The organism is Gallaecimonas pentaromativorans, from assembly GCF_003751625.1.
GTDB lineage: Bacteria > Pseudomonadota > Gammaproteobacteria > Enterobacterales > Gallaecimonadaceae > Gallaecimonas > Gallaecimonas pentaromativorans.
In genome coordinates, this window is the sequence record NZ_RJUL01000002.1 from 479611 (window position 1) to 503766 (window position 24156).

A 24156-nucleotide genomic window follows, 5' to 3' on the forward strand; every position below is an offset into this window, starting at 1 on the left:
CATTTTGGAAAACTGCCGCCGTCCTGAATTTTTTAGGACCAGAAGAGGTGCGTTTTCCAGGTAACCAGCACGAGGGGCCCTTTCCCTTAGACGGCTGGCCAGGGGGTAAACGCCGAGATGACCTTGCGCGGGGGCGCGCACTGTCATCGGTCAGACAGGTTGAATCCTGTTGACTGTCACCTGTTGGTGGAGCGCTTCTGGTACAAGCAGTCTCGTCTTTTGTTGTCTGCCGGTCCCAGGCGCTCTCTTTGCTTGAATTCAAGGAGAGCTATGAACATCCCCGCTAGCCGCGTACTGAAATTTGGCGGCACTTCCGTTGCTGACTACGATGCCCAGGGCCGCAGCGCCCAACTGGTAGCCAATCAACCCGAATCCCGTATCGTTGTGGTCAGCGCCGCTGCCGGTGTAACCAATGCCCTGGTTGGCCTGAGCCAAGCCAAGGACAGCGCCACCGCCGAAAATTTCCGTAATCTTATCCGCGATCGCGAGCAGCATTTCTTCGACGCCCTGGGCGAGCCCGATGCCCTTAAGGCCACCTACTGGACCCTGATGGAAGAACTGGACGCCTCCGGCCCCTGTGCCGGCCAGGCCCGTGACCAGTTACTGTCCTTGGGCGAGCGTTTTTCCAGCCTGTTTTTTGCCGAGCGTCTGCGCCAGCTGGGTATGCCTGCCGTGCAGCTGCCAGCCCGTTTCCTGATTGCCACCGACAGCCAGTTCGGCCATGCCGAGCCCGATGTCGCCCGCACCCGCCAACAGGTGCAGGTCGCCCTTAACGACCATCAAGGCGAAATTTTGGTCACCGAAGGCTTTGTCGGCGCCGATATCGACGGCAATCTCACCACCCTTGGCCGCGGCGGCTCCGATTATTCCGCGGCGCTGCTGGCCGAAGGGGCCGATGCCGACTGGGTTGAGATTTGGACCGACGTCAAAGGCCTGTACACCACAGACCCGCGCCTGGCCCCCAAAGCCCGCCCTTTGGCGGAGCTGTCTTTTGCCCAGGCCGCCGAGCTGGCCACCTTTGGCGCCAAGGTATTGCACCCCAAAACCCTGTGGCCGGCCATGCGCCACGACATTCCGGTGTTTATCGGCTCTACCTTGGACGCCTCCGGCGGCACCGTTATTCGCCGTGAAGTAACCGGCGAGCGCCGCTACGCGGCCCTGGCGCTGCGTAAAAACCAGACCCTGTTGAAAATAACCAGCCCCGAGATGCTCTACAGCTACGGCTTTTTGGCCCGCGCCTTTACCCTGCTGGCCAAGCACCAGATCTCGGTGGATTTGGTAACCACCTCCGAGATCTCCATCGCCCTGACCCTCGACGAGCGCGGCTCAGAGCAGGCCTTGGATGAAAGTGTGCTGGAAGAGCTGAAAACCCTTGGCACCATCGAAGTGCAAGAAGGCCTGGCCCTGGTGGCGCTGGTGGGCGACAACCTCAACACCACTCCCAAGGTGGCGGCCGAGGTATTCGATGCCCTAGGGGGCATCAATGTGCCGCTGATTTGCCACGGCGCCAGCCCCCACAACCTGTGCCTGCTGGTGGAAGAAAAAGACGGGCCGCAGGCCATTGCCCGGTTGCACGAGCGGCTGTTTGAGCGCCTTAAAATCGCTGCGGCTTCATAGCAAAAACGCCCCGAAAGGGGCGTTTTTTTTAGCCCCACTTGGAGGCGGGGGCCTGGTAATCCAAAAAGCGCTCAAGCATGGCGCCGGGCTCGGTTTCCACTATCAGCATCTGGTGGTGGCGCTCGTCTAAAAAGCCCTCGTTCACATAGTTTTGCGACTGGGCGATCAGCGGGTTGTAAAAGCCGGCCAGGTTTAAAAGGCCAATGGGCTTGTGGTGGTAGCCAAGCATGGCCCAGGTCCACACTTCGGCCACTTCTTCAAGGGTACCGGCGCCCCCTGGCAGCGCGATAAAGCCGCCGGAGAGCTGGGCCATCATCGCCTTGCGCTCGTGCATGTCGCGCACGATGTGCAGCTTGGTCAACCCCTTGTGGCCCACTTCTTTATCTAAAAGGGCCTGGGGAATAACGCCGATGGCCTTGCCGCCGGCTGCCAGCACCGCGTCGGCCACTGTGCCCATCAACCCCACCCGGCCACCGCCGTACACCAAGCTAATATTGCGCTCGGCCAGGCATTGGCCCAGGGCCCTGGCCGCGCTTTTAAACAGAGGGTTAACCCCCGGCCTGGAACCGCAAAATACCGCCACAGTTTCCATGGTTGCTCCGGTTTAAAAAGTCGTCGAGATCCACTAGGTTAGTGTTCAACACTGCTATATGATGCAGCACCTTTTTCCGGCCGCCCACTGCCCGTAAGTGCCCGACCGGTTCCCCTACTTTATCAGGGAATTACCATGAAGATCGGCATCCTGTCCCGAAACACTGATCTGTATTCTACCCGTCGTCTGGTGGAAGCGGCCGAGAGCCGGGGCCATGAGGTGCAGGTGCTTAACCACCTGCTTTGCTACATGAATATCGCCTCCCACAGGCCCAGCATTCACTACGGCGGCAAAGAGCTGGAAAACCCCGACGCCATCATTCCCCGCATCGGCGCCTCGGTCACTTTTTACGGCACCGCCGTGGTGCGCCAGTTCGAGATGATGGGGGTATACAGCGTCAACGAATCGGTGGCTATTTCCCGCTCTCGCGACAAGCTGCGCAGCCTGCAACTGCTGGCCCGTAAAGGCATCGGCCTGCCCATCACCGGCTTTGCCCACTCCACCAAGGCCACCGACGACCTAATCGAAATGGTGGGCGGCGCGCCGCTGGTGGTAAAACTGCTGGAAAGCACCCAGGGCAAAGGGGTGGTGCTGGCCGAAACCCGCAAGGCGGCCGAAAGTACCATCGAGGCCTTCCGTAGCCTTGGCGGCCGCTTTTTGGTGCAGGAATACATCAAGGAAGCCGGCGGCGCCGACATCCGCTGCATCGTGGTGGGCGACAAAGTGGTGGCCTCCATGCAGCGCCAGGCCAAAGACGGCGAGTTCCGCTCCAACCTGCACCGTGGCGGCAGCGCCCAGTCAATCAAAATTACCCCCGAGGAGCGCTCCACCGCGGTGCGCAGCGCCAAGATCATGGGCCTTGGGGTAGCCGGTGTTGACTTGCTGCGCTCCAATCACGGTCCGCTGGTAATGGAAGTGAACAGCTCTCCTGGCCTGGAAGGCATTGAAAAATCCACCGGTATCGACGTGGGCGGCGCCATCATCGAGTACATCGAGAAAACCGCCAAACCCCACGCCACCAAAACCAAAGGTAAGGGCTAACCATGGAACTGGGCGGCGTTAGCATCAAACCCGGCAGCCGGGTCGATATCAAGCTGCCGGTGCCGCCGCTCTACACCAACGCGGCCCTGGACATGCCGGTAACCGTTATTCGCGGTAAAAAAGACGGCCCAAGGCTTTTTGTCAGCGCCGCCATCCATGGCGATGAAATCAACGGCGTCGAGATAGTGCGCCGGCTGCTGGCCAGCTCCTTTGTTAAACGCATCACCGGCACCCTGATCCTGGTGCCGGTGGTCAATGTCTACGGCTACACCAGCAAGAGTCGCTACCTGCCGGACCGGCGCGACCTTAACCGCGCCTTCCCGGGCTCCGCCAAAGGCTCCATGACATCAAGGCTCGCCCATACCTTTATGAGCGAGATTGTGGCCAACGCCAGCCACGGCATTGACCTGCACACCGGCGCCAAACACCGCACCAACCTGCCGCAAATTCGCACCTCACTGAACGACCACGACGCTCTGGCCATGGCCAAGGCGTTTCGGGTGCCGGTTATTCTCAACGCCGAGCTGCGCGACGGCTCCTTGCGCGCTACCGCCGCCGAAAACGGCTGCCCGGTGCTGCTTTACGAAGCCGGTGAAGCGCTGCGCTTTGACGAATTTGCCATCCGCGCCGGCCTTCGCGGTATCGTCAACGTGATGCGCCACCTGGGCATGTTGCCCCCTGCCAAGGCCCCAAGCCGCCAGCTAACCCCGCAAATCGCCCAGGAAAGCCGCTGGGTACGGGCCAATGCCTCGGGCATTTTGCTAAGCACCAAAGCCATAGGCGACGCGGTGAGTAAAGGCGAAGTGATGGCTCACATTACCGACCCCACCGGCAGCACACCGGTGGTGATAAAAAGCCCGGTAGACGGCATTGTTATCGGCCAGGCCACCCTGCCCTTGGTACACGAAGGCGAAGCCCTCTATAACGTCGCCCACACCGAAAAAGGCGACTTGGTAGAAGCCGCCCTGCCCCATTTTTATGACAATCTGGAAAGGTTGGATGAGAGTGATTTTGCGCCTTTGTGATGGCCAGACTTTCTGACACAAAAAAAGCCGGTTTATCCGGCTTTTTTTGTGTCTACTCAGCCCTAGCTATCAGCAAGGTGCAGCTGCCCTTAGCTCTTGCAGCATGGCCCTTTGGTAAGCCAGAACTAAAGACTCGGGCGCACCGGTGTATGGGGCAATCGCCGCATCAAATGCCATGCACAGCAGCACTTGCTCCGGGCTGTAGCCTGTGGCCTTTTGCGCTTTAAACGCCTGCGTTGACGCCGCCCACAGCGCTTCTGCCCGTTCGCGATATTCCTCACCCCATGCGGCCATGAAAAGTTCAGAAGGGTTGTACTCGAAGCTAAATCTGAGCAGTTCGCTCAAGCTGGCATCCGCCTTGGGCAGCTTGGTAAAGGCGTCTTGCATCATTGCATCTATGGCTTGGGTTGCCATCTGTTCCTCCGTTGAACAAGGTTGTGGAGCCTGAAAAGTAACAAAATCCCTCTGTTGGGCATAGGGAGGATCCCCTCGGCCAACCCCTAACGGTGCGAGCCATGCAACGTTTGACGCCATAGCAAGTCGTTGGTCCGGCTGTTGGGATGCTCAGGGATGATTGGGAAGTGCTTGGCACAGCTAGAGCGAGCTTGTTTACCTAGTTTCACCCCAGCATATAAAGAAGCAGTGGTGATTCTTTACCATCCAGCTTGTTCTGATGGTTCCTTTATACGCAGGGGGGCGCCCCTGCACGCGCCCTACTTTTGGGGCCAAAAGTAGGCAAAAGCCTGGCCCATGTTTCGCTTTCTCTTCGCCTTTGGTCGTTCCCGGAGCACCGGTTCAAACGCGCTCCCGGCACGGATGAACCTGCCTCGACATCCCTGTCTCGGCCGCCCCTCCACTCCCGCCAGCTCAGCGCTTCACTTAACGGGCCCAAGATCAGGCAGCTTCGATAAACCATTGGGAATAAAAACATCCCTGGCCTTCACCCTTCAGGCCATCGTCGCTTCGCTCCGATGTTAAAAATCGTTCCTGACGATTTTGTCGCGCCAGCTCACCTTTCCGGCGATAAGGCGCTTCACTTAAAGGGGTTCCAAAAGGCCAGTAGCTTCGATTCAATATTTCTACTTTACAGTAGCTGGGTGATCATTTAATTCTTGGGAGAGTTTTAGGCCGAGACATGAACTTCTCTTTTCCAAAAATAAAAGGTAGGGTGTCAGAAAAAATATCAACACAGTGCTTTAGACCACATCCCAAAATGATTAGCACTCCTCATCCGTTATTGGTTAAGGTATCAATTTTTTGAAAATTTCTTCTAGAGTTTCCATCAAGTCTCCTTAACCAGAAAAGATGATTGGCTTTGGGTATTGATGCATATTTTCATTTTTCAGGTTGATGCCAGAAGTAACCGTGAACAAAAAAAAGACGATACTTTGGTAAAACAAGATCCGCTTTTCCCGACAAATCTTTTCTGTACAGTCAAAAGCGAAAACCTGCTTTGTGTAAGTATCTCCGAACAAGCAATTCCGAAGCCGTATTGTTTCCCTTGATGGCAGACATTATTTCTGATCTTCTAGAACCATCTACAATGTCTACCATTAATCTAACTTTCAGTCTTCCAATAACTTCAAAAGCTCTACAGCCGGAGTTTTTTCTCTATGAACCTTATCATGGCAAATGTTGCAAAGCGTTATCAGGTTTTCAAGCGTATTGGATCCACCTAATGCATGATGTTCCATATGATGTAGTTCAAGGAATGTTCTGTAATGGTCGCCCTTATTTGCGTTTTCGTAGTTCCAACCACAATCTCGGCCACGGCAGCTGAACTTGTCACGTTCGAGCACTTTAATTCGGACGGGGTCGGGTATCTTTCTGTCATGAACTTTGGCCTGGCGATCTTCTTCCAAGACATAGATTCCAACAGGGAGACTTGGCATACCGGTTACACGTGTAACGATTGGCCATCCTTCTTCGGTACGAAGCTCCCTTACTCTTCTCGCCCATTCTGATCTACCTTTGGCAAGGTATTTTAACTCTTCCCCGGTAATCCGTTTACCGACATTTTCTCTAAAATAACGCAGCAACTTGCTTTTTACGCCATCTTTACTTTTCCGAATTTCATTGGCCAAGTTCCAACGATGCGCGCTATCGCGATCTTGCTTGTCTTCGACAAGGATATAGTTATCTTTCTTATATTTTTTCTCAGGCTCTCGGACATGATTATCAATCAAGTCATCATCAAGTGCCTCTTTAATTGCCAGGCCAGTAAAAATTGGCCAACCTTGTTCTACCCTCAACTCACGAATTCTTCTGGCATATTCGCTTATTCCGGCGACTACCATCAGTTCATCACCGAGAACCTCTACTCCTGGATATTTTCGCAGGTAAGCTAATATACGGTCACGCGCAGAGTCAGCTTGTACATCATCAATTAAGGAACCGCCTAGATCTCTTAATTTATGATTGACTGGAACAAGAGACTGCACTTGTTCTCGTAGATCGCTATCCACAAGCTTCTCCTCAAATCTCTCTAACAAGGATATGAGGTTTTTAAGGATTTTCTCCGGATCGTCGCGTCTTGATCGTCTAACCATACTATGCCACCTTCTTTCCTTTTAAATTCCGCTTATCCATAATTTTCGATACGAAGCGGGCAATTGCGCCAGCGAAAATCGGCGGTACCGCATTGCCGATTTGTCTTGCTACTTCAATCTTGCTTCCGGTGAATTTGAAGTCATCGGGAAAGGACATCAAACGTGCGGCTTCCCTATGCGTTATTGGTCGATCTTTGGATGGATGCAAGTATCTGCCTTTCTCCGGCTTAAAAAACTCTGTGCGAATAGTGACAGAAGGTCTGTCCCACCAAAGCCTGCCAAATAAGTCCGTTCCACCAGATTTCTTGTTTATCCAGCATTGCGGAGTGATATCAGGGCGATTGCGCTGCAAATCAAATCGGTTCCCTCCCGGAGGGACGGCACGATATCTTTCAAGGCTCTTCTCGGTAGGAGTCCTTCCGAAATGAAGGTCAAGTGGTGATTTCTTATCTTGACGTATGTCGGTTCCCTTTGGCTCAGGTAAATCCGCGATGAATTCTCTCACCGTACGCCAGCTTGGAAGTACGCTTGATGACCCGGGAACGGCATGGGTTTTTTCAGGCGGGAAATCCGGCAACATGCCGATATTGAAATCACTTATCTTGACGCCTATCGCTATCGTCCTTTTCCTGGTTTGAGGCGTGCCATAGTCGGCCATGTTAAGCACGGCTGGCTGGAGCATTGCAAAACCCATCAACATAGCTCGTTCGCAAATATCTGAAAACTCGGGGCTTTTCAACAAACCTGGAACATTTTCCATAACGAATATGGAAGCACCTGACCGCTCAACGATGTCCATATAAGGCTCCCATAGTGCCCGACGGGCATCCCCCTCCCGGTTCTTATTCAGCAAGCTGAATCCTTGGCAAGGTGGTCCGCCGATCACGATATCGGCTCGAGGTACGCTGTTGGAATCCAGCCAATGCTCTATGTTTGCCTGTTGGCAATGCTGGTCTTCACCAAAGTTGGCATTGTAGGTATTGACGGCATCGAAATTGTTATCGATAGCCAAGATGCTCTCGAAGTCGCCACAAAACCTCTCATCTGAGAACCCAAGGGACATGCCCCCAGCGCCGCAGAATAGATCGATTAGTTGGTACTTCTCAGCCATTAGTCGCTCCTGTTAACAATTCCGAATCAATAACGATCCGCCAAAACACTGTTCATAAGCACAGTAATATAGTTATTTCTAACGAGCAAGGTTACTGCCCAAATAGAAAATAAGCGGTGCATCATACCCGATTAGGCCTGCCGTTCTTAGATGCAAAGACGACATTTTGGAACACAGCGGCGATGTCCAGGAGGGCTAAGAACATTGATGGCCTGAGTAACCAGGGATGCCATGCAAGCGGATGCGCGTGTGCAGCGATCTGAGGCGTAGATTGAGCGTAACGAGGTGTGACGGTCGAAGCGAAAGCGCTGCTTTCGCGCACCTGAACGCGAGGCCTGGATGGACGAGCCGGAAACAACCACCAGGGAGGGTTTCACTCACGATAGCTTATCGAAGCTGCCAGGGCGCGTGCAGGGGCCCCCCTGCGATTAGCCGAACTCCGCGAAGAGAAAAAGCCAGCAATTAAAAGCCAACCCACCGAGTCTGCTCTGCTGGGATCAGCCCTCCCCTCAAACCGCCTCGCAAAGCCGTACCTGAGAAGGTACAGACATTAGCGCCAGCAAAAAGCCTCCGGTCTACAAAACCATAAAAAGAAACATCGACACGCCACCATCACATCCAATAGTAATAAAAAACCCCACCTACCTATCGGCGGGCTGGGGCTTTTGGACTCTGGGGTTATGCCAGATGGTTAAACAATGTGATTAGGGGCTGGCCGGCGATGGTGTAGTTGCCACGAAAGTTGTGGTTCTGTGGCAACTCGGTCTGCCGCAGGGCTACCCCGAAACGGGCAGCGGCTGCGGGGTTGGCTCGGTGGGTGACCTGGTGGCGCTCCTGATAGCGGGTCTCGACATCTTCCTTGGTGGCCTTGATGGTGACGGCCCCTGGAATATTGATGTGATGGTTGTTTATCACCAGTTCAATACCGTGTAAGGCAGGCAGATGCAGGCGCCGGCGCCGGGCGTTTTCATAGATGAAGTAGCGGCGCTCCATATTACAAAAAGGCGAGTTGCTCCATTCCGGCGTGGCCACAAAAATCATGCACTGCGAGGTAGCTACCGCATGGCGATAGTATTCCTTCCACCCGCCGTTCATGGAGGCGACGCCAACCAACCAGGGCCTGGCGGCATCGACCACGGTGGTTTGAGTTCCGGGCACCATTTTTAAGCATTCGGTGTCGAGGTAGACGCTGTTAACTTGCTGCCAGTTTTTGCGCTGCATGATTTGATAGCGCAGCCAGCGGGCAAAATAGGCGCCGCCGTTTCTGGCGCCAAAGCTCAGCGTAACGTGGGTAACGCCGTGCTGCTGTTGCAGCGCTTGCGCTCTTTGAAGGAGTACAGGGTCAAGGAGTGTGGGGCAATCTTGGGGTAATGGCATGTTGATGTCCTTATCTTGAGTGAGGGTGATATCCATTTCGACGGCCCTATTGTTAGCAGCCTCCTCCTCCGCCAACAACTCGGATCAGTAAAAGACATCCCCTCTATCCGCCGCCTTACCCACCTGAAAGCTGATGCTTGCCCTCAAACCGCTTTGCCAAAAAGCGCGCCAGCGACGGGCCAAACATCAGCACCAGCAAAAAGCGCAGGGTTTGCATGGCCATCACAAAGGAAATATCCACATGGGTGCCGGCCGAGATAATGGCGATGGCATCCATGCCGCCGGGGCTGGTGGCGAGGTAGGCGGTCAAAGGGTCTACGCCCAAAAACCGTACCAGCAGGTAGCCGATACCGGCGCACAGGGTCATCAAGAAGACGATGGCAAGGATCATGGGCAGCAGGGCGCGGCGGGCCGTTTTAAGGGTGCTGCTGGTAAAGCCAAGGCCCACATGCCAGCCGAGGGTGGCGTAGGCCATGGCCAGCAGCCACTTGGGCAGCACCAACTGGTAACCGAGGCCCAGATGCAGCGCCGCGCCAATCACCATGGCCAGCAGCAGCGGCCCGGAGGGAAAGCCGGTGCGCCGCCCGGCAAAGGTAATGCCAAGAGCCAGCAGCAGCGTCACCCAAAGGCCGGGCCACAGCGCTCTGCTTGCCGCGGCGGCGGTCGCCGCCCCTGGGGGCAGCTCGGTTGCAAAATGCGCCACCAATGAGGCGGTGATGGCCACCATCAGCACCCGCAGGTATTGCATCAGGGCCACCAGGCGCACGTCGGCATTGGCGCTCCCTTCGGCCATCACCACCATGGCCGAGGCGGCGCCGGGGTAGATGCCCCAAAGGCCGGTGGTACCGGGCAGCCAAGGCCCCTTGCACAATAGCCAGCCGAGCAGGGAACTCACCACCAGCACGCCCAGGATAATGGCCAAATAGAGCCAGGCATCGCTTAAGAGACTGTGCAGTAGATTGGCGGAAATGGCGGCGGCTACCATCAGGCCGATAAGGCTCTGGGCCAGGCTGTAAACGGGCTTGGCAATGGCCAGGCGGTGGCCCCGTACCCCCATCACAATGCCGCCCAGCATCGGTCCGAGCAGCAAGGCTGCCGGTAGGTGCAACAGATCCAGGGGCAGTGAAAAGGCCGCAGATAACAACAGCAAGAGTGCCCAGGAACGGGCCTTGGGGAGCGCAGAGAACAACGGAGCCTCCTTTGAGGCCCCATAACATGCCCGAGCGCTGCCCGGCTGTCAAAACGGCCGGGCTAAATTCACCCTTACAAAAAACGGATCAGCTGCTGACCATCTTGCGAAAGCGCCGAAAAGCCACCCAGAAAAACACCAGCCCGGTGGCCACCACCGCCAGCATCTGCGGCCAGACAATGCCAATACCGGCGCCCCGGTAGAGTACCGCCTGGGCCATGGCCACAAAGTGGGTGGAGGGCACCAGCTGCATGATGTGTTGCAGTAGCACCGGCATGGAATCAAGGGGCGTGGTGCCACCGGACAGCAACTGCATCACCACAAAGGTGGGCATGGCCAAGAGGCCAAACTGGGGCATGGTGCGGGCCAGGGTGGCCAGCAATATGCCAAGGGAAGTCACCGAGCCCAAATACAACAAGGTGCCCAGCACAAAAAGCGGCACCGTACTGCTGGCTATGGGCACCCCCAGTACCCCTTTAACCATGCCGAAGATGGCCAGCACCACCGCCACCAAAATAACCAGGCCGTTGGCCCAGACCTTGGCAGCCATGATTTCGCTGGCCGACAGCGGCATCACCAGCAGGTGCTCAAGGGTGCCGTGCTCGCGCTCGCGGATAACGGCGGCGCCGGTGAGAATAACCGCCAGCAGGGTGACGTTGTTCACCAGCTGCATGATGGCGTTAAACCAGGTGGTGTCGAGGTTGGGGTTAAAGTAGGCGCGGGTAACCAGGCTGACCTTGGTGCTTAGATCAAGGCCGAAATACTCGCTGATGGTCTGGGCCACTATCTGCTGAATGTACTCGGCCCCGGAGCCAGCCTGGCTCATGGCCGAGGCGTCAACCTGCAAGGCGAGCTCGGAGCTGCGCCCGGCGCGAAGGTCGGCGGCAAAGTTGGGGGGGATTTGCAGCACAAAGGTAACCTTGCCCTGCTCCATCAGGGTGTCGATATCTTGCCCTGAGGAAAGCCGCCGCGCCTCTTTGAAGTACGGCGGTAAAAAGGCCTGGTCGAGGCGCTCGGAGAGCGCGCTTTGGTCAAGATCTTCAATGGCAATGGAGGCATTTTTCACCTCGGTATTGGCCCCTTTACTGACCGAATAAAGGGCCAGGGTGAAGGTGTAGATAATAAGCACCACCAGCACCGGATCTTTTAATACGCTCCAAAGCTCCTTGACCCCAAGGGCATAAACGTTACGCCAGTTCATGCTTCCTGCTCCTTCATCACCAGCACGCTAAGGGCAATAAAGCCCACGCCAAAGCCCAGCAGCATCAACAGGCTTGGCAGCAGCTCGTCAAACCCCAGGCCTTTGGCAAAAGTGCCCACGCTGATGGTGTTGAAATAAGCCGAAGGAAACACCATGCCCATCACCTTGGCCGAGCCGGTTAAAGACGCCATGGGCACGATAAGGCCGGAGAAATTCACTGCCGGCATGATGGAGAGGATGGCGGCGGCAAAAAGCGCCGCCACCTGGGTTTTGACAAAGGCAGAAATAAGTAGCCCAAAGCCGGTGGTGGCCACCACATACAAAAGTGCCCCCAGCAGCAGGGTAAAGAGGTTGCCGGTTACCGGCACCCGGAACAAAAACAGCGCCAGCAGCAACATGCTAAGGGCGTTGATGCAGGCAATCAGCACGTAGGGCAGCTGCTTACCCAACAAAAACTCCAGGCGGGTGGTGGGGGTGGCGTAGAGGTTCAAAATCGAGCCCAGCTCCTTTTCCCGCACCACGCCAACGGCGGTGAGAATGGCCGGGATAAGGGCCAGCAGCAGCATCATCACCCCCGGCACCATGGCGTTGACGCTTTTAAAATCCTGGTTGTAGCGAAACCGGGTTTGCAGGTTCAGGTTGGTGTGGCTGCCAAGGCCCTGGCCGCTCAAGAACTGGTTAAAGACCCCTTGCACATAGCTGCGGGCGGTTTCGCCGCGAAACGGCATGGCGCCGTCGAGCCAGGCGGCAAGCTCGGTGGGTTTGTTGGCGGCAAGGTCGCGGCCAAACCCCGGCGGTATGGCCAGCACCACTTTGAGCTCGCCGCTTTTAAGCCGCCGCTGGGCCTCGGCCTCACTGGATACCGGCGCCTGCTCGCTAAAGTAGCGCGAACCGCGAAACTCCTCGACAAAAGCGCGGCTCTGGGGGCTTTGGTCCTGGTCAAACACCCCGTAGGCCAGGTTTTCCACGTCAAAGGAAATGCCGTAGCCAAACACAATCATCAACAGCACCGTGCCCAGCATGGCAAAGGCCAGGCGGATGGGGTCGCGCTTGATTTCCATACCCTCACGCCGGGCGTAGGCCCAGAGCCTGCCAAGGGAAAAGGCGGCCGGTTTGGCGCCGGGGGCGGGCTCCTTGGTTACCGGCAGCTCGCCGTCTGCCGCTGCCGGCTGGGCCTTTTCAAGGTAATGAATAAAGGCCCCTTCAAGATCTGGCGCGCCGCTTTTTTGCACCAGTTCGGCCGGTGGGTCCTGGGCGAGAATTTTACCGGCGTGCATCAGGGAAATGCGGTCGCAGCGGCCAGCCTCGTTCATAAAGTGGGTGGAGATAAAGATGGTGACCCCGTCATGGCGCGACAGCTCATGAAGGAGGGTCCAGAACTGGTCGCGGGCCTGGGGGTCCACCCCGGAGGTGGGCTCGTCGAGGATAAGCAAGCGGGGGCTGTGGAGCACCGCCACCGCCAGTTGCAGCCGCTGCTTGATGCCAAGAGGCAGCTCGCCGGCGTTTTGGTCTGCCACCTTTTCCAGGGTAAAGCGCGCCAACAGCGCCTTGATGCGCTCGGCTGGCGCTGCGATGTGGTAGAGCTTGGCGTGCAGCTCCAGGTTCGCCCGTACCGTCAGCTCGCCATAAAGAGAAAAAGCCTGGGTCATGTACCCCACCTTGGCCCGCATCGCCAGGCTGTGCTGGGTAACCGGCTCGCCAAAGATGCTGGCGCTGCCTTGTGTGGGCGGCAGCAAGCCGGTGAGCATCTTCATGGTGGTGGTTTTACCGCAGCCATTGGAGCCCAAAAAGCCGAAGATCTCCCCCTGGCGGATATTCAACGACACGTCGCTGACGGCGGTAAAGTCGCCGAAACGGCAGGTAAGCCCCTTGGCCTCAATGGCCAGCGGCCGCGCTTTGTCATCAAGCGGCAGGGGCGTAAAAGGCTGGGCCGCGCCGCCGGCTCTTAGGGCAACAAAGGCGGCGTCGAGGTTGTCGGTACCGGTGTTGGCCAGCAGCCCTTTGGGGGTATCGAGGGCGAGAATGCGGCCATCGTCCAGCGCCATCACCTCGTCTAGCATCATCGCCTCTTCCATATAGGCGGTGGCCACCACCAGGCTCATTTGCGGCCGGGCGCGGCGAATGCCCTCAACCAGCGCCCAGAACTGGCGGCGGCTAAGCGGGTCGACCCCGGTAGTGGGCTCGTCCAGCAGCAACAGTTTGGGGTCGTGAATAAGGGCGCAGCACAGCCCCAGCTTTTGCTTCATGCCGCCGGAGAGCTTGCCGGCCGGCCGGTCTTTGAAGGCCCAAAGATGGGTGGCTTTTAATAGTTGCTCGCCGCGCCGCGCCCGTTCTGCGGCGCTATGGCCAAAGAGCCGGCCAAAAAAATCGAGGTTTTCCCACACCGATAAGGTGGGATAGAGGTTCTTACCCAGGCCCTGGGGCATGTAGGCGATATCGGCGCAGACGTTGCGCCGGGCCTGGCTTGAGGCCATATCCGCCCCCAGCACCACTACCCTGCCCTGCTGCAAGGCCTTGGTGCCGGCGATAAGGTCCAGCAAGGTGGATTTACCCACCCCGTCGGGGCCGATGATGCCAAGGCTGGCGCCGCTTTTAAGCGTAAGGGCGGCGTCAATCAGGGCCCGGGTCTCACCGTAACGGTGGCTGACCCCATCGAGCGCGATGGCGTTCATGAGGCAAAGGGCGATTTGAGGTTGTCAGGCCAGGGTTGGCTGGCGTCGAGCTTGATCCAGGTTTCCCCCGGCAGGCCGGTTTTCACCTGCTTGATGTGTTCTTTAAGCAGGCTGACCGGGATCCGCACCTTGACCCTGAACATCAGTTTCTCGCGCTCGTCCTTGGTCTCGACCTGCTTGGGGGTGAATTGGGCTTCGGCGGCCACAAAACTCACGGTGGCGGGGATGGGTTTGTCGGGGATGGCGTCCATCACGATGCGCGCGTCGCTGCCCAAGGCCACTTTGCCGGCCACGGTTTGCGGCAGGAAGATGGACATGGTCACATCGGTCAAATCAAGCAAATTCAGTACCTTGCCGCCAGCGCCAAGCACCTCGCCGACGTTGGCAAGCTTGTATTGGATACGGCCATCGCGGGGGGCGTGCAAGGTGGCTTCGTCAATCTGGGTTTGCAGGGTTTCGACCCCGGCTTGTGCTTCTTCAATGGCGCCTTGGGCGGCAACCGCCTGGGCCTTGGCGGCGGTCAGGCCAGCGCTTGCCACCTGAAAACTGGACTCGGCTTCGTCATATTGGGCGCGGGCGATGAGCTTTTTCTTTAAAAGCTCTTTGGCCCGCTCAAATTGCACCTTGGCCAGATTAAGCTGGCTTTTGGCCTGCTCCACTTGGGCCTTGGCGCTTTCGAGGTTGTCGCGGGTTTGACGCTCTTTGGCCTGGGCCTGGCGCAGCTGGGCGCTTAGGGTATCAGTGTCCATTTTCGCCACCACTTGGCCTTGGGTGACAAAATCGCCCTCGTCGACCAGCAGTTCCACCAGGCGGCCGCCGTTCTTGGTGGCGATGTCCAGTGAGGTGGCCTCGATACGACCGTTACCGGAGGCAAAGCCCTCCGGAGTTTTGGGCACCAGCAGCTTTTGCCCGGCCCAGACTGCTGCGGCAATGGCCACCACCAGCACCACAATTACGCCCTTGCGCATAACTCAATCCTTGTGTTGTTTTGTGCATCCTAACCGGCCACAGGTCGGTCCTCTTTGCTTGATATCAAAGTTCAGTGAAAAAGGCTGCCTGTTCAAGGGCTTTTTAAGGATAAAAGGCCAGAAAAAAGCCCCCGAAGGGGCTTTTTCAGCTCAGCAGGGTGAGGAACTCGCTGGCGCTCATGGGCTTGGAGAACATGGGGTAGTCGTACTTGAGGGCGTTGTCGTGCTCTTCCTGGGAGGTGGCGGCGGCGCAGTCGCTCAAGGTTATCACCTCATAGCCGTTCTCGTAGGCGCTGCGCATGGTGGACTCGACGCAGCAGTTGGTCAAAAAGCCCCCCAGCACCACGGTTTTAATGCCTTTGCTGCGCAGCATGAAATCAAGGTTGGTGCTGGCGAAGGTGTCGAGGCCCCGCTTGCCCTCCACCACAGTATCGCCAGCCTTGGGGCTGAGTTTGTCGCAGATGGCGGCGCCCCAACTGCCTTTGACAAAGGCCTTGCCGTCTACCACCCCTTTGAGGATGCCGTAGGGGTGGCGCGTTATCTCGGCGTAACCGTCGGCAAAGTGGATGGGGGCATGCATGATGGTGACGCCGCAGGCGCGGCATTGGTCCACCACGCTTTGGGTTTTGGCCAGCATGTCGGTGCTGGCCATCACGCCTTGCACCGCGTCGTGCAGCACGCCGCCGGGGGTGGTGAAGTCGTTTTGGTATTCGATGAGCACCAGTGCGGTAGTCTGGGGTTGAATGGTCATGACATCTCCTTCGCCAATGGGGTGTGAGTGGAGCCTGGCAAGGTTGGCCATGGGCATAAGCGCCTTGCCTGGCTCTAGCCTTACCAGCCTTGCCCGGCCAAGGCAATGGCCGCCATCGGCACCACAATCACGCCATTGCGCATGGCACCTGCTTTCCAGGCATATCCCTAACCTAAAACATTCAAGAAAAACAAAGCATTGCTTGTATTCAAGCTTTACTCCGATGGTGGCGTTGCCCAGAGCCATTACAAAATGTGGATTACCTTTCCCGAAAAGTCTCAGCTCAGTTTTTTGAGAACAAAGGCCAAAACGTCTTTGACAGCCGTCTTTACATGCACTTTTACTTAATCAAGCAAAGGACAGCAGCGAGAACAACATGGACAACTGCCAGCACATACTTTACCTACCCGGCCTGGGGTACGAGTTCAATAACGCATCGGTGAAAACCTACGCCGGACGTTTTATGAAAGCCCTGGACGAGCAGCACCCCAACGCCAGCCTGCGTTTTTTGCTCAAAAGTGAGGAGGAAACCCTGGCCAGTGGCGACACCGTTACCGTGGTGAGTGTGTTGGAAGACAACGGCCAGCAGCAACAAGAGCGCTACCGGTTCTACGAGTTTCGCTACGCCCCCTGGTTGACAGCCCAATGGCAACAAAGCAGCCCGCTGCGCCAATACCTGAGCCTGAGCTTTACCCTGCTGGGCCGCTTGCCGTTGGCACTGAGAAGCCTATTAGGTTACGCCGCCCACGCGCCACTGACCGCCCGCCTGCAGGGGGCCTACTTTCTGGTGCTGTTTTTTATGATGAGCTTGGTGCTGTTCTTACTGGCACCGGCAGCGCTGTTGGCGGCAACCGAGCTTCTTGCCGGGTATTTTCCTCAGCTCAAAGAGTGGTTAAGCGGCCAGCTGCAATGGGCCGACCAGCTGAGTCATTGGGCGCAAGGACTGTTGGTGATTTTTACCGGTCTGGCCCTGGTCAAAGGTGACACAACCTCGGTGGTCAAAACCCTTACCGGCGAGATGATGTCAGCACACCATTATCTTTCCTTTGCCCAGCAGCGGCTGGTGATCCAGGGGCGCTTGAGCGCCTTACTCGAACATATTGCCGAAACCCGTAATCAGGCGGTGGCGATCCACGCTTATAGCTTTGGCTCCATCATCGCTCTTGATAACTTGTTTCCCCACCAGGGGCCGGTGCCGGTGCGGGTCTGCCAGACGGTCAGGCATCTGGTTACCATCGGCTGCCCCCTCGATTTCATCAACACCTACTGGCCGCACTATCTCAATCGCTCCCCCAAGACGCCACTGCCCCTGGAAAGTTGGACCAATATCCATTCGCCCCTGGATGTTCTGTCCAGCCAGCTGTTCAGACCGGGCCAAAACCTGCCTTTTGCCCTTGCACCACAAACTCACTGCGAGGATCTATGCTACCGGCTGATGGCTAACGAACAGCTGGGGCCCTGGCAGATACTGACCTTGGTTGGCCTTAAGAGCCATGGTGGTTATTGGGACCCGGATCCCCAGGCAGGCAGTTGCCTGCAATTGCTCACTCCTAGGTTGTTGCCCGGCGAATAGACCAAGGGGCGTGCAATGGCTCAAAAAGGCGGTGATAACAGTTCGACAACAGATTGATCTCCTTGGTAGTCTCGCCCTTTTTCCAGCACAAGAACCGCCATGCTACTGAACCCGGTTATTCTCTCCGTCGTCCTGCTGCTTGTTCTGAGCATTTGCCGCATCAACGTGGTGGTGGCCCTGGCGTTGTCGGCCCTGGCGGCGGGGCTTTGTGGCGGCCTTGGCCTGGACGCTACCCTCAAGGCCTTTACCGGCGGTTTGGGTAACGGCGCCGAAATTGCCCTGGCCTACGCCATGCTGGGGGCCTTTGCGGTGGCCATTGCCCGCTCCGGCATCACCGAGTGGGGCGCGGCGCAAATCATCAGCAAACTGGGCACGACCCCCAGCCCAAAGCGCCAGGCCGCGGTAAAAGCCACAATTTTGCTGGTGATCATGACCATGGCGGTGATGTCGCAAAACCTCATTCCCATCCACATCGCCTTTATTCCTATTCTGATCCCGCCGCTGCTGGGGGTGCTGGCCGACCTTAAAGTCGACCGTCGCCTGGTGGCCTGTATTATCACTTTTGGCCTCACCACCCCTTATATGGCGCTGCCGGTGGGTTTTGGCTCCATATTCCTCAACCAGCTTATCTACCCCAACCTTACCAACAACGGCCTTAGCATCGACATCAACGAGCTGCCCAAGGCGATGCTTATTCCGGCGGTGGGTATGGTGGTGGGGCTGCTCATTGCGGTGTTCTTCAGCTACCGTAAGCCGCGCCAATACCAGGCGAGCCATGTGCCGGGCGAAGTAACAGAGATAAAAAGGCCCAACTGGTGGGTGCTGCTGGTGTCGTTTTTAGCCCTGGCGGTGGCCTATTACCTGCAGCGCAGCAGCGACTCGGTGATTTTGGGCGCCCTGGCCGGGTTTTGCGTCTTTATCATCGGCGGGGTGGTGCCCTGGAAGGAGAGCCAGGACGCCTTTACCGACGGGGTGCGGATGATGTCCCTTATCGGCTTTATCATGATCACCGCCTCCGGCTTTGCCGAGGTGGTCAAAGCCACCGGCAGCGTTGATGCCCTGGTGCAAAGCTTGTCGGCAGATCTGGGATCCAAGCCGGTGGCGGCGGCGCTGATGCTGCTTATTGGGCTTTTTGTCACCATGGGGATCGGCTCGAGCTTCTCCACCGTGCCCATTATCGCCACCCTTTACGTGCCCCTTTGCATCCATCTTGGCTTCTCGCCGCTGGCCACCGCCGCCATTGTAGGCACTGCCGCCGCCTTGGGTGATGCCGGCTCACCGGCGTCGGATTCCACCGTCGGCCCCACCGCTGGCCTTAATGCCGACGGCCAGCACGACCACATCCGCGACTCGGTGCTGCCCACCTTCCTGCACTTTAACCTGCCGCTCCTGGCCGCCGGCTGGATAGCGGCCATGGTGCTCTGACAAATCCCCATTAAAAAACCGGCCAACAGGCCGGTTTTTTTGACGAAGCAGCAGGCTTATTCGGCGCCTTTTTCTTCTTCGGTCTTGTGCTTTTCAGCGGTTTCCTTGATCAAAGGCTGCAGCTCACCTTTTTGGTACATCTCAAGGATGATGTCGCAGCCGCCGATCAGCTCGCCTTCTACCCACAGCTGCGGGAAGGTCGGCCAGTTGGCGAACTTGGGCAGCTCGGCGCGGATATCCGGGTTTTGCAGGATATCGACATAGGCAAAAGGCTCACCACAGGCCATCATGGCTTGAGCGGCCTGGGCAGAGAAGCCACAGCTGGGGAGCTTGGGCGAGCCTTTCATGTACAGCAGGATGGGGTGCTCGGCAAGTTGCTCTTTGATGCGTTCAATGGTGTCCATGACAACCTCTACAATAAAGTCGTGCGGCCATTGTACTGCCAGACGGCGCCACACCCAAGCCTTGGCGAAGCTTAGGCCCAATTAAATAAAAAGATTGCTTTATATATTCACAGGCGCCGGACTGTGAGTACAATGGCCGCCGAGCATTGTCGAATACAACCCAAGGAAAAAGGAGAGGAAACATGGCCTTTGAACTGCCAGCACTTCCCTATGAAAAGAACGCTCTGGAACCCCATATCTCTGCCGAAACCCTGGAATACCACTACGGTAAGCATCACAACACCTACGTGGTTAACCTGAACAACCTCGTTGCCGGCACCGACAACGAAGGCAAGTCCCTGGAAGACATCATCAAGACCTCCAGCGGCGGCCTGTTCAACAACGCAGCCCAGGTATGGAACCACACCTTCTACTGGCATTGCCTGAGCCCCAACGGCGGCGGCGCTGCCACCGGTGCCATTGGCGAAGCCATCAACAGCACTTTTGGTTCCTTTGACGCGTTCAAAGAAGAATTTACCAAGAGCGCCGTAGGTAACTTCGGTTCCGGCTGGACTTGGCTGGTGAAAAAGGCAGATGGCTCCATCGGCCTGCACAACACCTCCAACGCCGGTTGCCCCATCACCGAAGGCGTTACCCCGCTGCTGACTGTCGACGTGTGGGAACACGCCTACTACATCGACTACCGCAACGCTCGTCCTAAGTACATGGAAGCCTTCTGGGCCCTGGTTAACTGGGACTTCGTGAACAAGAATTTCGCCGGTTAATGCCCCTTTTTACCGGCCAAAGCCCTCTTCGGAGGGCTTTTTTGTTGGGAGAGCCACCATGAATATTGGCCTTGGCGGTCAGGCGCCGCACTTTTGCGTACACATTGCCAACCGCCCGCCGCTGGACGAATACCAGCACGATGTGTACCGCCCAATGCGCCCGGGGGAAATTGCCGACATCGCCCGCCAGACCGGCAACCATTGGCGCAAAATTTTCAACGTGTTTGCCAAACTGGCCTATCTGCTGGACAACGAAGGCTATGACAGCTGGCAGGCCCTTCGGGACCACAGCCTGCTGCAAGAGGGTTCGCGTTACGCTTTGTTGTTCAGCCCGCCAGACCTTAACGCCTTGGCGCCGCAAGCACTGCTGCTGGGTAAGGGCTATGGCGATAGCCTGGGGCTGACCGAAGAAAGCGGCGGGCCACTGCGCTGGCAAATGCCGGGTTTTGCCACTCTTAATGGCGGCCGGCTTATCCTTTGCCCCTACTTTGACTACCGCCAGCTCAGCAACATCAAACTGCTTTATCTCAAGGAGTTAATTGAGGCCTGACTGTCTTCGAAAAAGTAACGGAGTAGTGAAAATTTAACTTAAATTTCCGTATCTTAAAGATAAGCAAATCCAAAATCCCCGGCTACGCTTATAGATGACAAGGGCCAATGACGACCCATCATCCCAAGCTGAGTCAGGGGGCGCTATGAGCATTATCGAGCATTATCGTCAGCGTTATGAGGAAGCGCGCGAAGAAGAGTATTCTCTGGAAGAATTCCTCAATATTTGCAAACAGGACAAAATGGCCTATGCCACCGCCTCCGAGCGGCTGCTGGCCGCCATCGGTGAGCCGCAAATGGTGGACACCGCCCAGCATCCTCGCCTGTCACGCATCTTCTCCAACCGGGTTGTGGCCCGCTACCCCGCCTTCTCCGAATTTTACGGCATGGAAGAAGCCATAGAGCAAATCGTGGCCTACCTCAAACATGCCGCCCAGGGCTTGGAAGAACGCAAACAAATCCTTTATCTGCTGGGCCCGGTGGGGGGCGGTAAGTCCTCCTTGGCCGAGAAGCTCAAATACCTGATGCAAAAAGAGCCCATTTACATGCTCAAGGGCTCGCCGGTGCAAGACCATCCCCTGTGCCTGTTTGACCCCAACGAAGACGCCAAACTGCTGGAAGACGAATACGGTATTCCGCGCCGCGCCACCGAGGTGATCATGTCGCCCTGGGCGGTAAAACGCCTCAAAGAATTTGGTGGTGATATCAGTAAATTCAGCGTGGTAAAGGTTTACCCTTCCATCCTTAACCAATGCGCCATCGCCAAGACCGAGCCTGGCGACGAGAACAACCAGGACATCTCCAGCCTGGTGGGCAAGGTGGATATCCGCATGCTCGAACAGTTCTCGCAAAACGATGCCGATGCTTATTCCTACTCCGGCGCCCTGTGCCGTGCCAACCAGGGCTTGATGGAATTCGTGGAGATGTTCAAGGCCCCCATCAAGGTGCTGCATCCGTTGCTTACCGCCACCCAGGAGGGCAACTACAACGGTACAGAAAGTCTCTCGGCGCTGCCTTTTCACGGCATTATCCTCGCCCACTCCAACGAGTCGGAATGGCAGGCGTTTCGCAATAACCGCAACAACGAAGCCTTCTTGGACCGGGTCTATATCGTTAAGGTGCCTTACTGCCTGCGGGTGACCGAAGAAATCAAAATCTACGACAAGCTTATCGAGCACTCCGAGCTGTTCGAGGCTCCCTGCGCCCCCGGCACCTTAGAGACCATGGCCCAGTTCTCGGTGCTGTCACGCCTCAAAGAGCCGGAGAACTCCAGCCTCTATTCCAAAATGCGGGTCTATGACGGCGAGAGCCTTAAGGACACCGATCCCAAAGCCAAGAGCTATCAGGAATACCGCGATTACGCCGGGGTAGATGAAGGCATGAACGGGCTATCGACCCGCTTTGCCTTCAAGATTCTCTCCAGGGTGTTCAACTTCGACCACTCCGAAGTGGCCGCCAACCCGGTGCACCTGTTCTATGTGCTGGAGCAGCAAATCGACCGTGAGCAGTTCCCTCAAGAACTGTCCGAGCGCTACAAAGAGTTTTTAAAAGGCTACCTCATTCCCAAATACGTGGACTTTATCGGTAAGGAAATCCAAACCGCCTATCTTGAGTCTTACAGCGAGTACGGCCAGAACATCTTTGACCGCTACGTCACCTACGCCGATTTTTGGATCCAGGACCAAGAGTACCGCGACCCGGAAACCGGCCAGCTGTTTGACCGGGCAGCGCTTAATGCCGAACTGGAGAAAATCGAAAAGCCGGCGGGCATTTCCAACCCCAAAGATTTTCGCAATGAAATCGTTAATTTCGTGCTGCGGGCCCGTGCCAACAACAACGGCAAGAACCCCACCTGGACCAGTTACGAGAAGCTCAGAACCGTTATCGAGAAGAAAATGTTCTCCAACACCGAGGAGCTGTTGCCGGTGATTTCCTTCAACGCCAAAACCTCGGCCGAAGAGCGTAAGAAACACGATGACTTTGTCGAACGAATGATGGACAAGGGCTACACCCGTAAGCAGGTCAGGCTGTTGTCTGACTGGTATCTGCGCGTGCGTAAATCCTCGTAAGGAGGCGCTATGTCCCATTTTATCGACCGGCGTCAAAACGCCAAAGGTAAGAGCACGGTCAACCGAAACCGCTTTTTGCGCCGCTACAAGTCGCAGATCAAAAAGGCGGTGTCGGATGCCATCACCAAACGCTCAGTGGAGGATGTGAACTCGGGGGAGTCCATCTCCATTCCGGCAAGGGATATTTCCGAGCCGATATTCCATCAAGGCAAAGGGGGAATGCGCGAACGGGTGCACCCCGGTAACGACCAGTTTATCCCCGGCGACCGCATTGCCCGTCCCCCTGAAGGCGGCGGTGGCGGCGCCGGCCAGGGGGACGCCTCCGACAGCGGTGAGGGCGAAGACGAGTTCGTGTTTGAGATCTCCAAAGACGAATACCTGGATTTACTCTTTGAAGACTTGGAACTGCCGAACCTTGAAAAAAGCCAACTGGCGCAATTGGTGGAATGGGAAAACCGCCGCGCCGGCTTTGTAAACCAAGGGGTGCCGAGCCGCATCAACGTGGTGCGCTCGCTCAAACAAAGCCTGGCACGGCGCATGGCCATGACCGCCGGGCGCAAGCGCCGCCTAAAAGAATTGGAGGCCGAGCTGCTGGCCCTGGAAGCAGACCCGACCGCCACCCAGGAGCAGCTCAAGGCCCTTCGCCAAGAGATAGACGAACTCAAGGCCGCCATCGACAAGGTGCCCTTTATCGACACCTTCGACCTTCGCTACAACAACTTTGAGCGGGTGGCGATACCGTCCAGCCGAGCGGTAATGTTCTGCCTGATGGACGTATCCGGCTCCATGGACCAGGCCACCAAGGACATGGCCAAACGCTTTTACATCCTGCTTTATCTCTTTTTAACCCGGACCTACAAGCACATCGATGTGGTCTACATTCGCCACCACACCCAGGCCAAGGAAGTAGACGAACACGAGTTCTTCTACAGCCAGGAAACCGGCGGCACCATCGTCAGCTCGGCGCTGAACCTGATGGTGGAGATCATGAAAAAACGCTACCCGCCAGACCAATGGAACGTGTACGCCGCCCAGGCTTCAGACGGCGACAACTGGGCTGATGATAGCCCCACCTGCGCCAAGGTGCTGAGCGAGCAAATTCTGCCCTATGTGCGCTACTACAGCTATATCGAGATCACCCACCGCTCTCATCAGACCCTGTGGCGTGAATATGAAAGCCTGGCCCAGCAGTTTGGCAACTTCGCCCTGCAGCACATCCAGGAAGTGGGGGATATCTACCCCGTATTCCGGGAGCTGTTCCGCAAGCAAGCCGCCTAGG

20 protein-coding genes, 1 pseudogene and 1 riboswitch are annotated in these 24156 nt (G+C 56.9%); of the genes and pseudogenes, 9 read left to right on the forward strand and 12 right to left on the reverse strand.

Translation table 11 applies throughout. From position 1 onward, the window contains the following. The first annotated feature begins 34 nt into the window (after window positions 1-34). Window positions 35-205: riboswitch (Lysine riboswitch) on the forward strand. Between the two features lie 65 nt (window positions 206-270). Beyond that, window positions 271-1617: a lysine-sensitive aspartokinase 3 gene (lysC, locus tag EDC28_RS05105; protein WP_123420875.1), complete on the forward strand. Its 1347-nt coding sequence runs from the start codon at window positions 271-273 to the stop codon at window positions 1615-1617. 28 nt (window positions 1618-1645) lie between these two features. On the opposite strand, the gene EDC28_RS05110 is transcribed toward lysC, so the two are convergent. Beyond that, entirely contained in the window at window positions 1646-2209 is a 564-nt protein-coding gene (locus tag EDC28_RS05110; RefSeq protein WP_123420876.1) for an LOG family protein, read from the reverse strand. Between the two features lie 135 nt (window positions 2210-2344). Here EDC28_RS05110 and rimK point away from each other — a divergent pair, with 135 nt between their 5' ends. Then, the gene (rimK, locus tag EDC28_RS05115; protein ID WP_050657556.1) at window positions 2345-3250 is read left to right on the forward strand and encodes a 30S ribosomal protein S6--L-glutamate ligase; all 906 of its coding nucleotides are present in this window, start codon (window positions 2345-2347) and stop codon (window positions 3248-3250) included. A 2-nt stretch (window positions 3251-3252) separates the two neighbouring features. Beyond that, the gene (locus EDC28_RS05120) at window positions 3253-4275 is read left to right on the forward strand and encodes a succinylglutamate desuccinylase/aspartoacylase family protein (RefSeq protein WP_050657555.1); all 1023 of its coding nucleotides are present in this window, start codon (window positions 3253-3255) and stop codon (window positions 4273-4275) included. Window positions 4276-4344: 69 nt separating this feature from the next. Here the strand turns inward: EDC28_RS05120 and EDC28_RS05125 are convergent, their stop codons facing one another. From EDC28_RS05125 to EDC28_RS05170, 10 genes and pseudogenes are all read right to left on the reverse strand, one after another. After that, complete coding sequence (locus EDC28_RS05125; RefSeq protein ID WP_123420877.1) at window positions 4345-4689, reverse strand: hypothetical protein; 345 nt, start codon at window positions 4687-4689, stop codon at window positions 4345-4347. 921 nt (window positions 4690-5610) lie between these two features. Next, window positions 5611-5829, reverse strand: a pseudogene (locus tag EDC28_RS20480) (hypothetical protein). Window positions 5830-5840: 11 nt separating this feature from the next. Next, window positions 5841-6740 (reverse strand): HNH endonuclease, encoded by a 900-nt coding sequence (locus EDC28_RS05135; protein WP_244946542.1) that lies wholly within the window; start codon window positions 6738-6740, stop codon window positions 5841-5843. Window positions 6741-6825: 85 nt separating this feature from the next. Continuing rightward, a complete protein-coding gene (locus tag EDC28_RS05140; RefSeq protein ID WP_123420879.1) occupies window positions 6826-7935 on the reverse strand; it encodes a DNA cytosine methyltransferase in 1110 nt (369 codons plus the stop codon). Between the two features lie 678 nt (window positions 7936-8613). Continuing rightward, entirely contained in the window at window positions 8614-9312 is a 699-nt protein-coding gene (locus tag EDC28_RS05145) for a TIR domain-containing protein (RefSeq protein ID WP_148049807.1), read from the reverse strand. Between the two features lie 115 nt (window positions 9313-9427). Then, on the reverse strand, window positions 9428-10501 hold the full coding sequence (locus tag EDC28_RS05150) for an AbrB family transcriptional regulator (protein ID WP_123420881.1): 1074 nt from the start codon (window positions 10499-10501) through the stop codon (window positions 9428-9430). Between the two features lie 88 nt (window positions 10502-10589). Continuing rightward, window positions 10590-11702, reverse strand: coding sequence for an ABC transporter permease (locus tag EDC28_RS05155; protein ID WP_123420882.1), 1113 nt, complete (start codon window positions 11700-11702; stop codon window positions 10590-10592). Continuing rightward, the gene (rbbA, locus tag EDC28_RS05160) at window positions 11699-14374 is read right to left on the reverse strand and encodes a ribosome-associated ATPase/putative transporter RbbA (protein ID WP_123420883.1); all 2676 of its coding nucleotides are present in this window, start codon (window positions 14372-14374) and stop codon (window positions 11699-11701) included. Before rbbA ends, EDC28_RS05155 begins: the two co-directional genes overlap by 4 nt. After that, entirely contained in the window at window positions 14371-15342 is a 972-nt protein-coding gene (locus EDC28_RS05165) for an HlyD family secretion protein (RefSeq protein WP_123420884.1), read from the reverse strand. The genes rbbA and EDC28_RS05165 overlap by 4 nt, the downstream gene beginning before the upstream one ends. Before the next feature lie 145 nt (window positions 15343-15487). Beyond that, window positions 15488-16093, reverse strand: a complete 606-nt coding sequence (locus EDC28_RS05170; RefSeq protein ID WP_123420885.1) for a cysteine hydrolase family protein — start codon at window positions 16091-16093, stop codon at window positions 15488-15490. 376 nt (window positions 16094-16469) lie between these two features. Here EDC28_RS05170 and EDC28_RS05175 point away from each other — a divergent pair, with 376 nt between their 5' ends. After that, complete coding sequence (locus EDC28_RS05175; protein WP_123420886.1) at window positions 16470-17666, forward strand: hypothetical protein; 1197 nt, start codon at window positions 16470-16472, stop codon at window positions 17664-17666. A gap of 99 nt (window positions 17667-17765) precedes the next feature. Then, entirely contained in the window at window positions 17766-19091 is a 1326-nt protein-coding gene (locus EDC28_RS05180; protein WP_123420887.1) for a Na+/H+ antiporter family protein, read from the forward strand. Window positions 19092-19147: 56 nt separating this feature from the next. Here EDC28_RS05180 and EDC28_RS05185 read toward each other — a convergent pair whose 3' ends face one another. Further along, window positions 19148-19495: a Grx4 family monothiol glutaredoxin gene (locus EDC28_RS05185; protein WP_050657652.1), complete on the reverse strand. Its 348-nt coding sequence runs from the start codon at window positions 19493-19495 to the stop codon at window positions 19148-19150. A gap of 182 nt (window positions 19496-19677) precedes the next feature. Here EDC28_RS05185 and sodB point away from each other — a divergent pair, with 182 nt between their 5' ends. The 4 genes from sodB (at window position 19678) to EDC28_RS05205 (ending at window position 24155) form a co-directional block, all read left to right on the forward strand. Continuing rightward, window positions 19678-20259, forward strand: coding sequence for a superoxide dismutase [Fe] (gene sodB, locus EDC28_RS05190; RefSeq protein WP_050657546.1), 582 nt, complete (start codon window positions 19678-19680; stop codon window positions 20257-20259). A gap of 58 nt (window positions 20260-20317) precedes the next feature. Further along, window positions 20318-20809: a DUF6942 family protein gene (locus tag EDC28_RS05195; protein ID WP_123420888.1), complete on the forward strand. Its 492-nt coding sequence runs from the start codon at window positions 20318-20320 to the stop codon at window positions 20807-20809. Window positions 20810-20954: 145 nt separating this feature from the next. Continuing rightward, entirely contained in the window at window positions 20955-22877 is a 1923-nt protein-coding gene (locus EDC28_RS05200) for a PrkA family serine protein kinase (protein ID WP_050657544.1), read from the forward strand. A gap of 9 nt (window positions 22878-22886) precedes the next feature. Beyond that, window positions 22887-24155, forward strand: coding sequence for a YeaH/YhbH family protein (locus EDC28_RS05205; protein WP_050657543.1), 1269 nt, complete (start codon window positions 22887-22889; stop codon window positions 24153-24155). The last annotated feature ends 1 nt before the right edge of the window (window position 24156 follow it).

Coding starts and splice junctions, on each gene's coding strand:
- lysC (WP_123420875.1), top strand. CDS start 271: ATGAACATCCCCGCTAGCCGCGTACTGAAATTTGGCGGCACTTCCGTT.
- EDC28_RS05110 (WP_123420876.1), bottom strand. CDS start 2,209: ATGGAAACTGTGGCGGTATTTTGCGGTTCCAGGCCGGGGGTTAACCCT.
- rimK (WP_050657556.1), top strand. CDS start 2,345: ATGAAGATCGGCATCCTGTCCCGAAACACTGATCTGTATTCTACCCGT.
- EDC28_RS05120 (WP_050657555.1), top strand. CDS start 3,253: ATGGAACTGGGCGGCGTTAGCATCAAACCCGGCAGCCGGGTCGATATC.
- EDC28_RS05125 (WP_123420877.1), bottom strand. CDS start 4,689: ATGGCAACCCAAGCCATAGATGCAATGATGCAAGACGCCTTTACCAAG.
- EDC28_RS05140 (WP_123420879.1), bottom strand. CDS start 7,935: ATGGCTGAGAAGTACCAACTAATCGATCTATTCTGCGGCGCTGGGGGC.
- EDC28_RS05145 (WP_148049807.1), bottom strand. CDS start 9,312: ATGCCATTACCCCAAGATTGCCCCACACTCCTTGACCCTGTACTCCTT.
- EDC28_RS05155 (WP_123420882.1), bottom strand. CDS start 11,702: ATGAACTGGCGTAACGTTTATGCCCTTGGGGTCAAGGAGCTTTGGAGC.
- rbbA (WP_123420883.1), bottom strand. CDS start 14,374: ATGAACGCCATCGCGCTCGATGGGGTCAGCCACCGTTACGGTGAGACC.
- EDC28_RS05165 (WP_123420884.1), bottom strand. CDS start 15,342: ATGCGCAAGGGCGTAATTGTGGTGCTGGTGGTGGCCATTGCCGCAGCA.
- EDC28_RS05170 (WP_123420885.1), bottom strand. CDS start 16,093: ATGACCATTCAACCCCAGACTACCGCACTGGTGCTCATCGAATACCAA.
- EDC28_RS05175 (WP_123420886.1), top strand. CDS start 16,470: ATGGACAACTGCCAGCACATACTTTACCTACCCGGCCTGGGGTACGAG.
- EDC28_RS05180 (WP_123420887.1), top strand. CDS start 17,766: ATGCTACTGAACCCGGTTATTCTCTCCGTCGTCCTGCTGCTTGTTCTG.
- EDC28_RS05185 (WP_050657652.1), bottom strand. CDS start 19,495: ATGGACACCATTGAACGCATCAAAGAGCAACTTGCCGAGCACCCCATC.
- sodB (WP_050657546.1), top strand. CDS start 19,678: ATGGCCTTTGAACTGCCAGCACTTCCCTATGAAAAGAACGCTCTGGAA.
- EDC28_RS05195 (WP_123420888.1), top strand. CDS start 20,318: ATGAATATTGGCCTTGGCGGTCAGGCGCCGCACTTTTGCGTACACATT.
- EDC28_RS05200 (WP_050657544.1), top strand. CDS start 20,955: ATGAGCATTATCGAGCATTATCGTCAGCGTTATGAGGAAGCGCGCGAA.
- EDC28_RS05205 (WP_050657543.1), top strand. CDS start 22,887: ATGTCCCATTTTATCGACCGGCGTCAAAACGCCAAAGGTAAGAGCACG.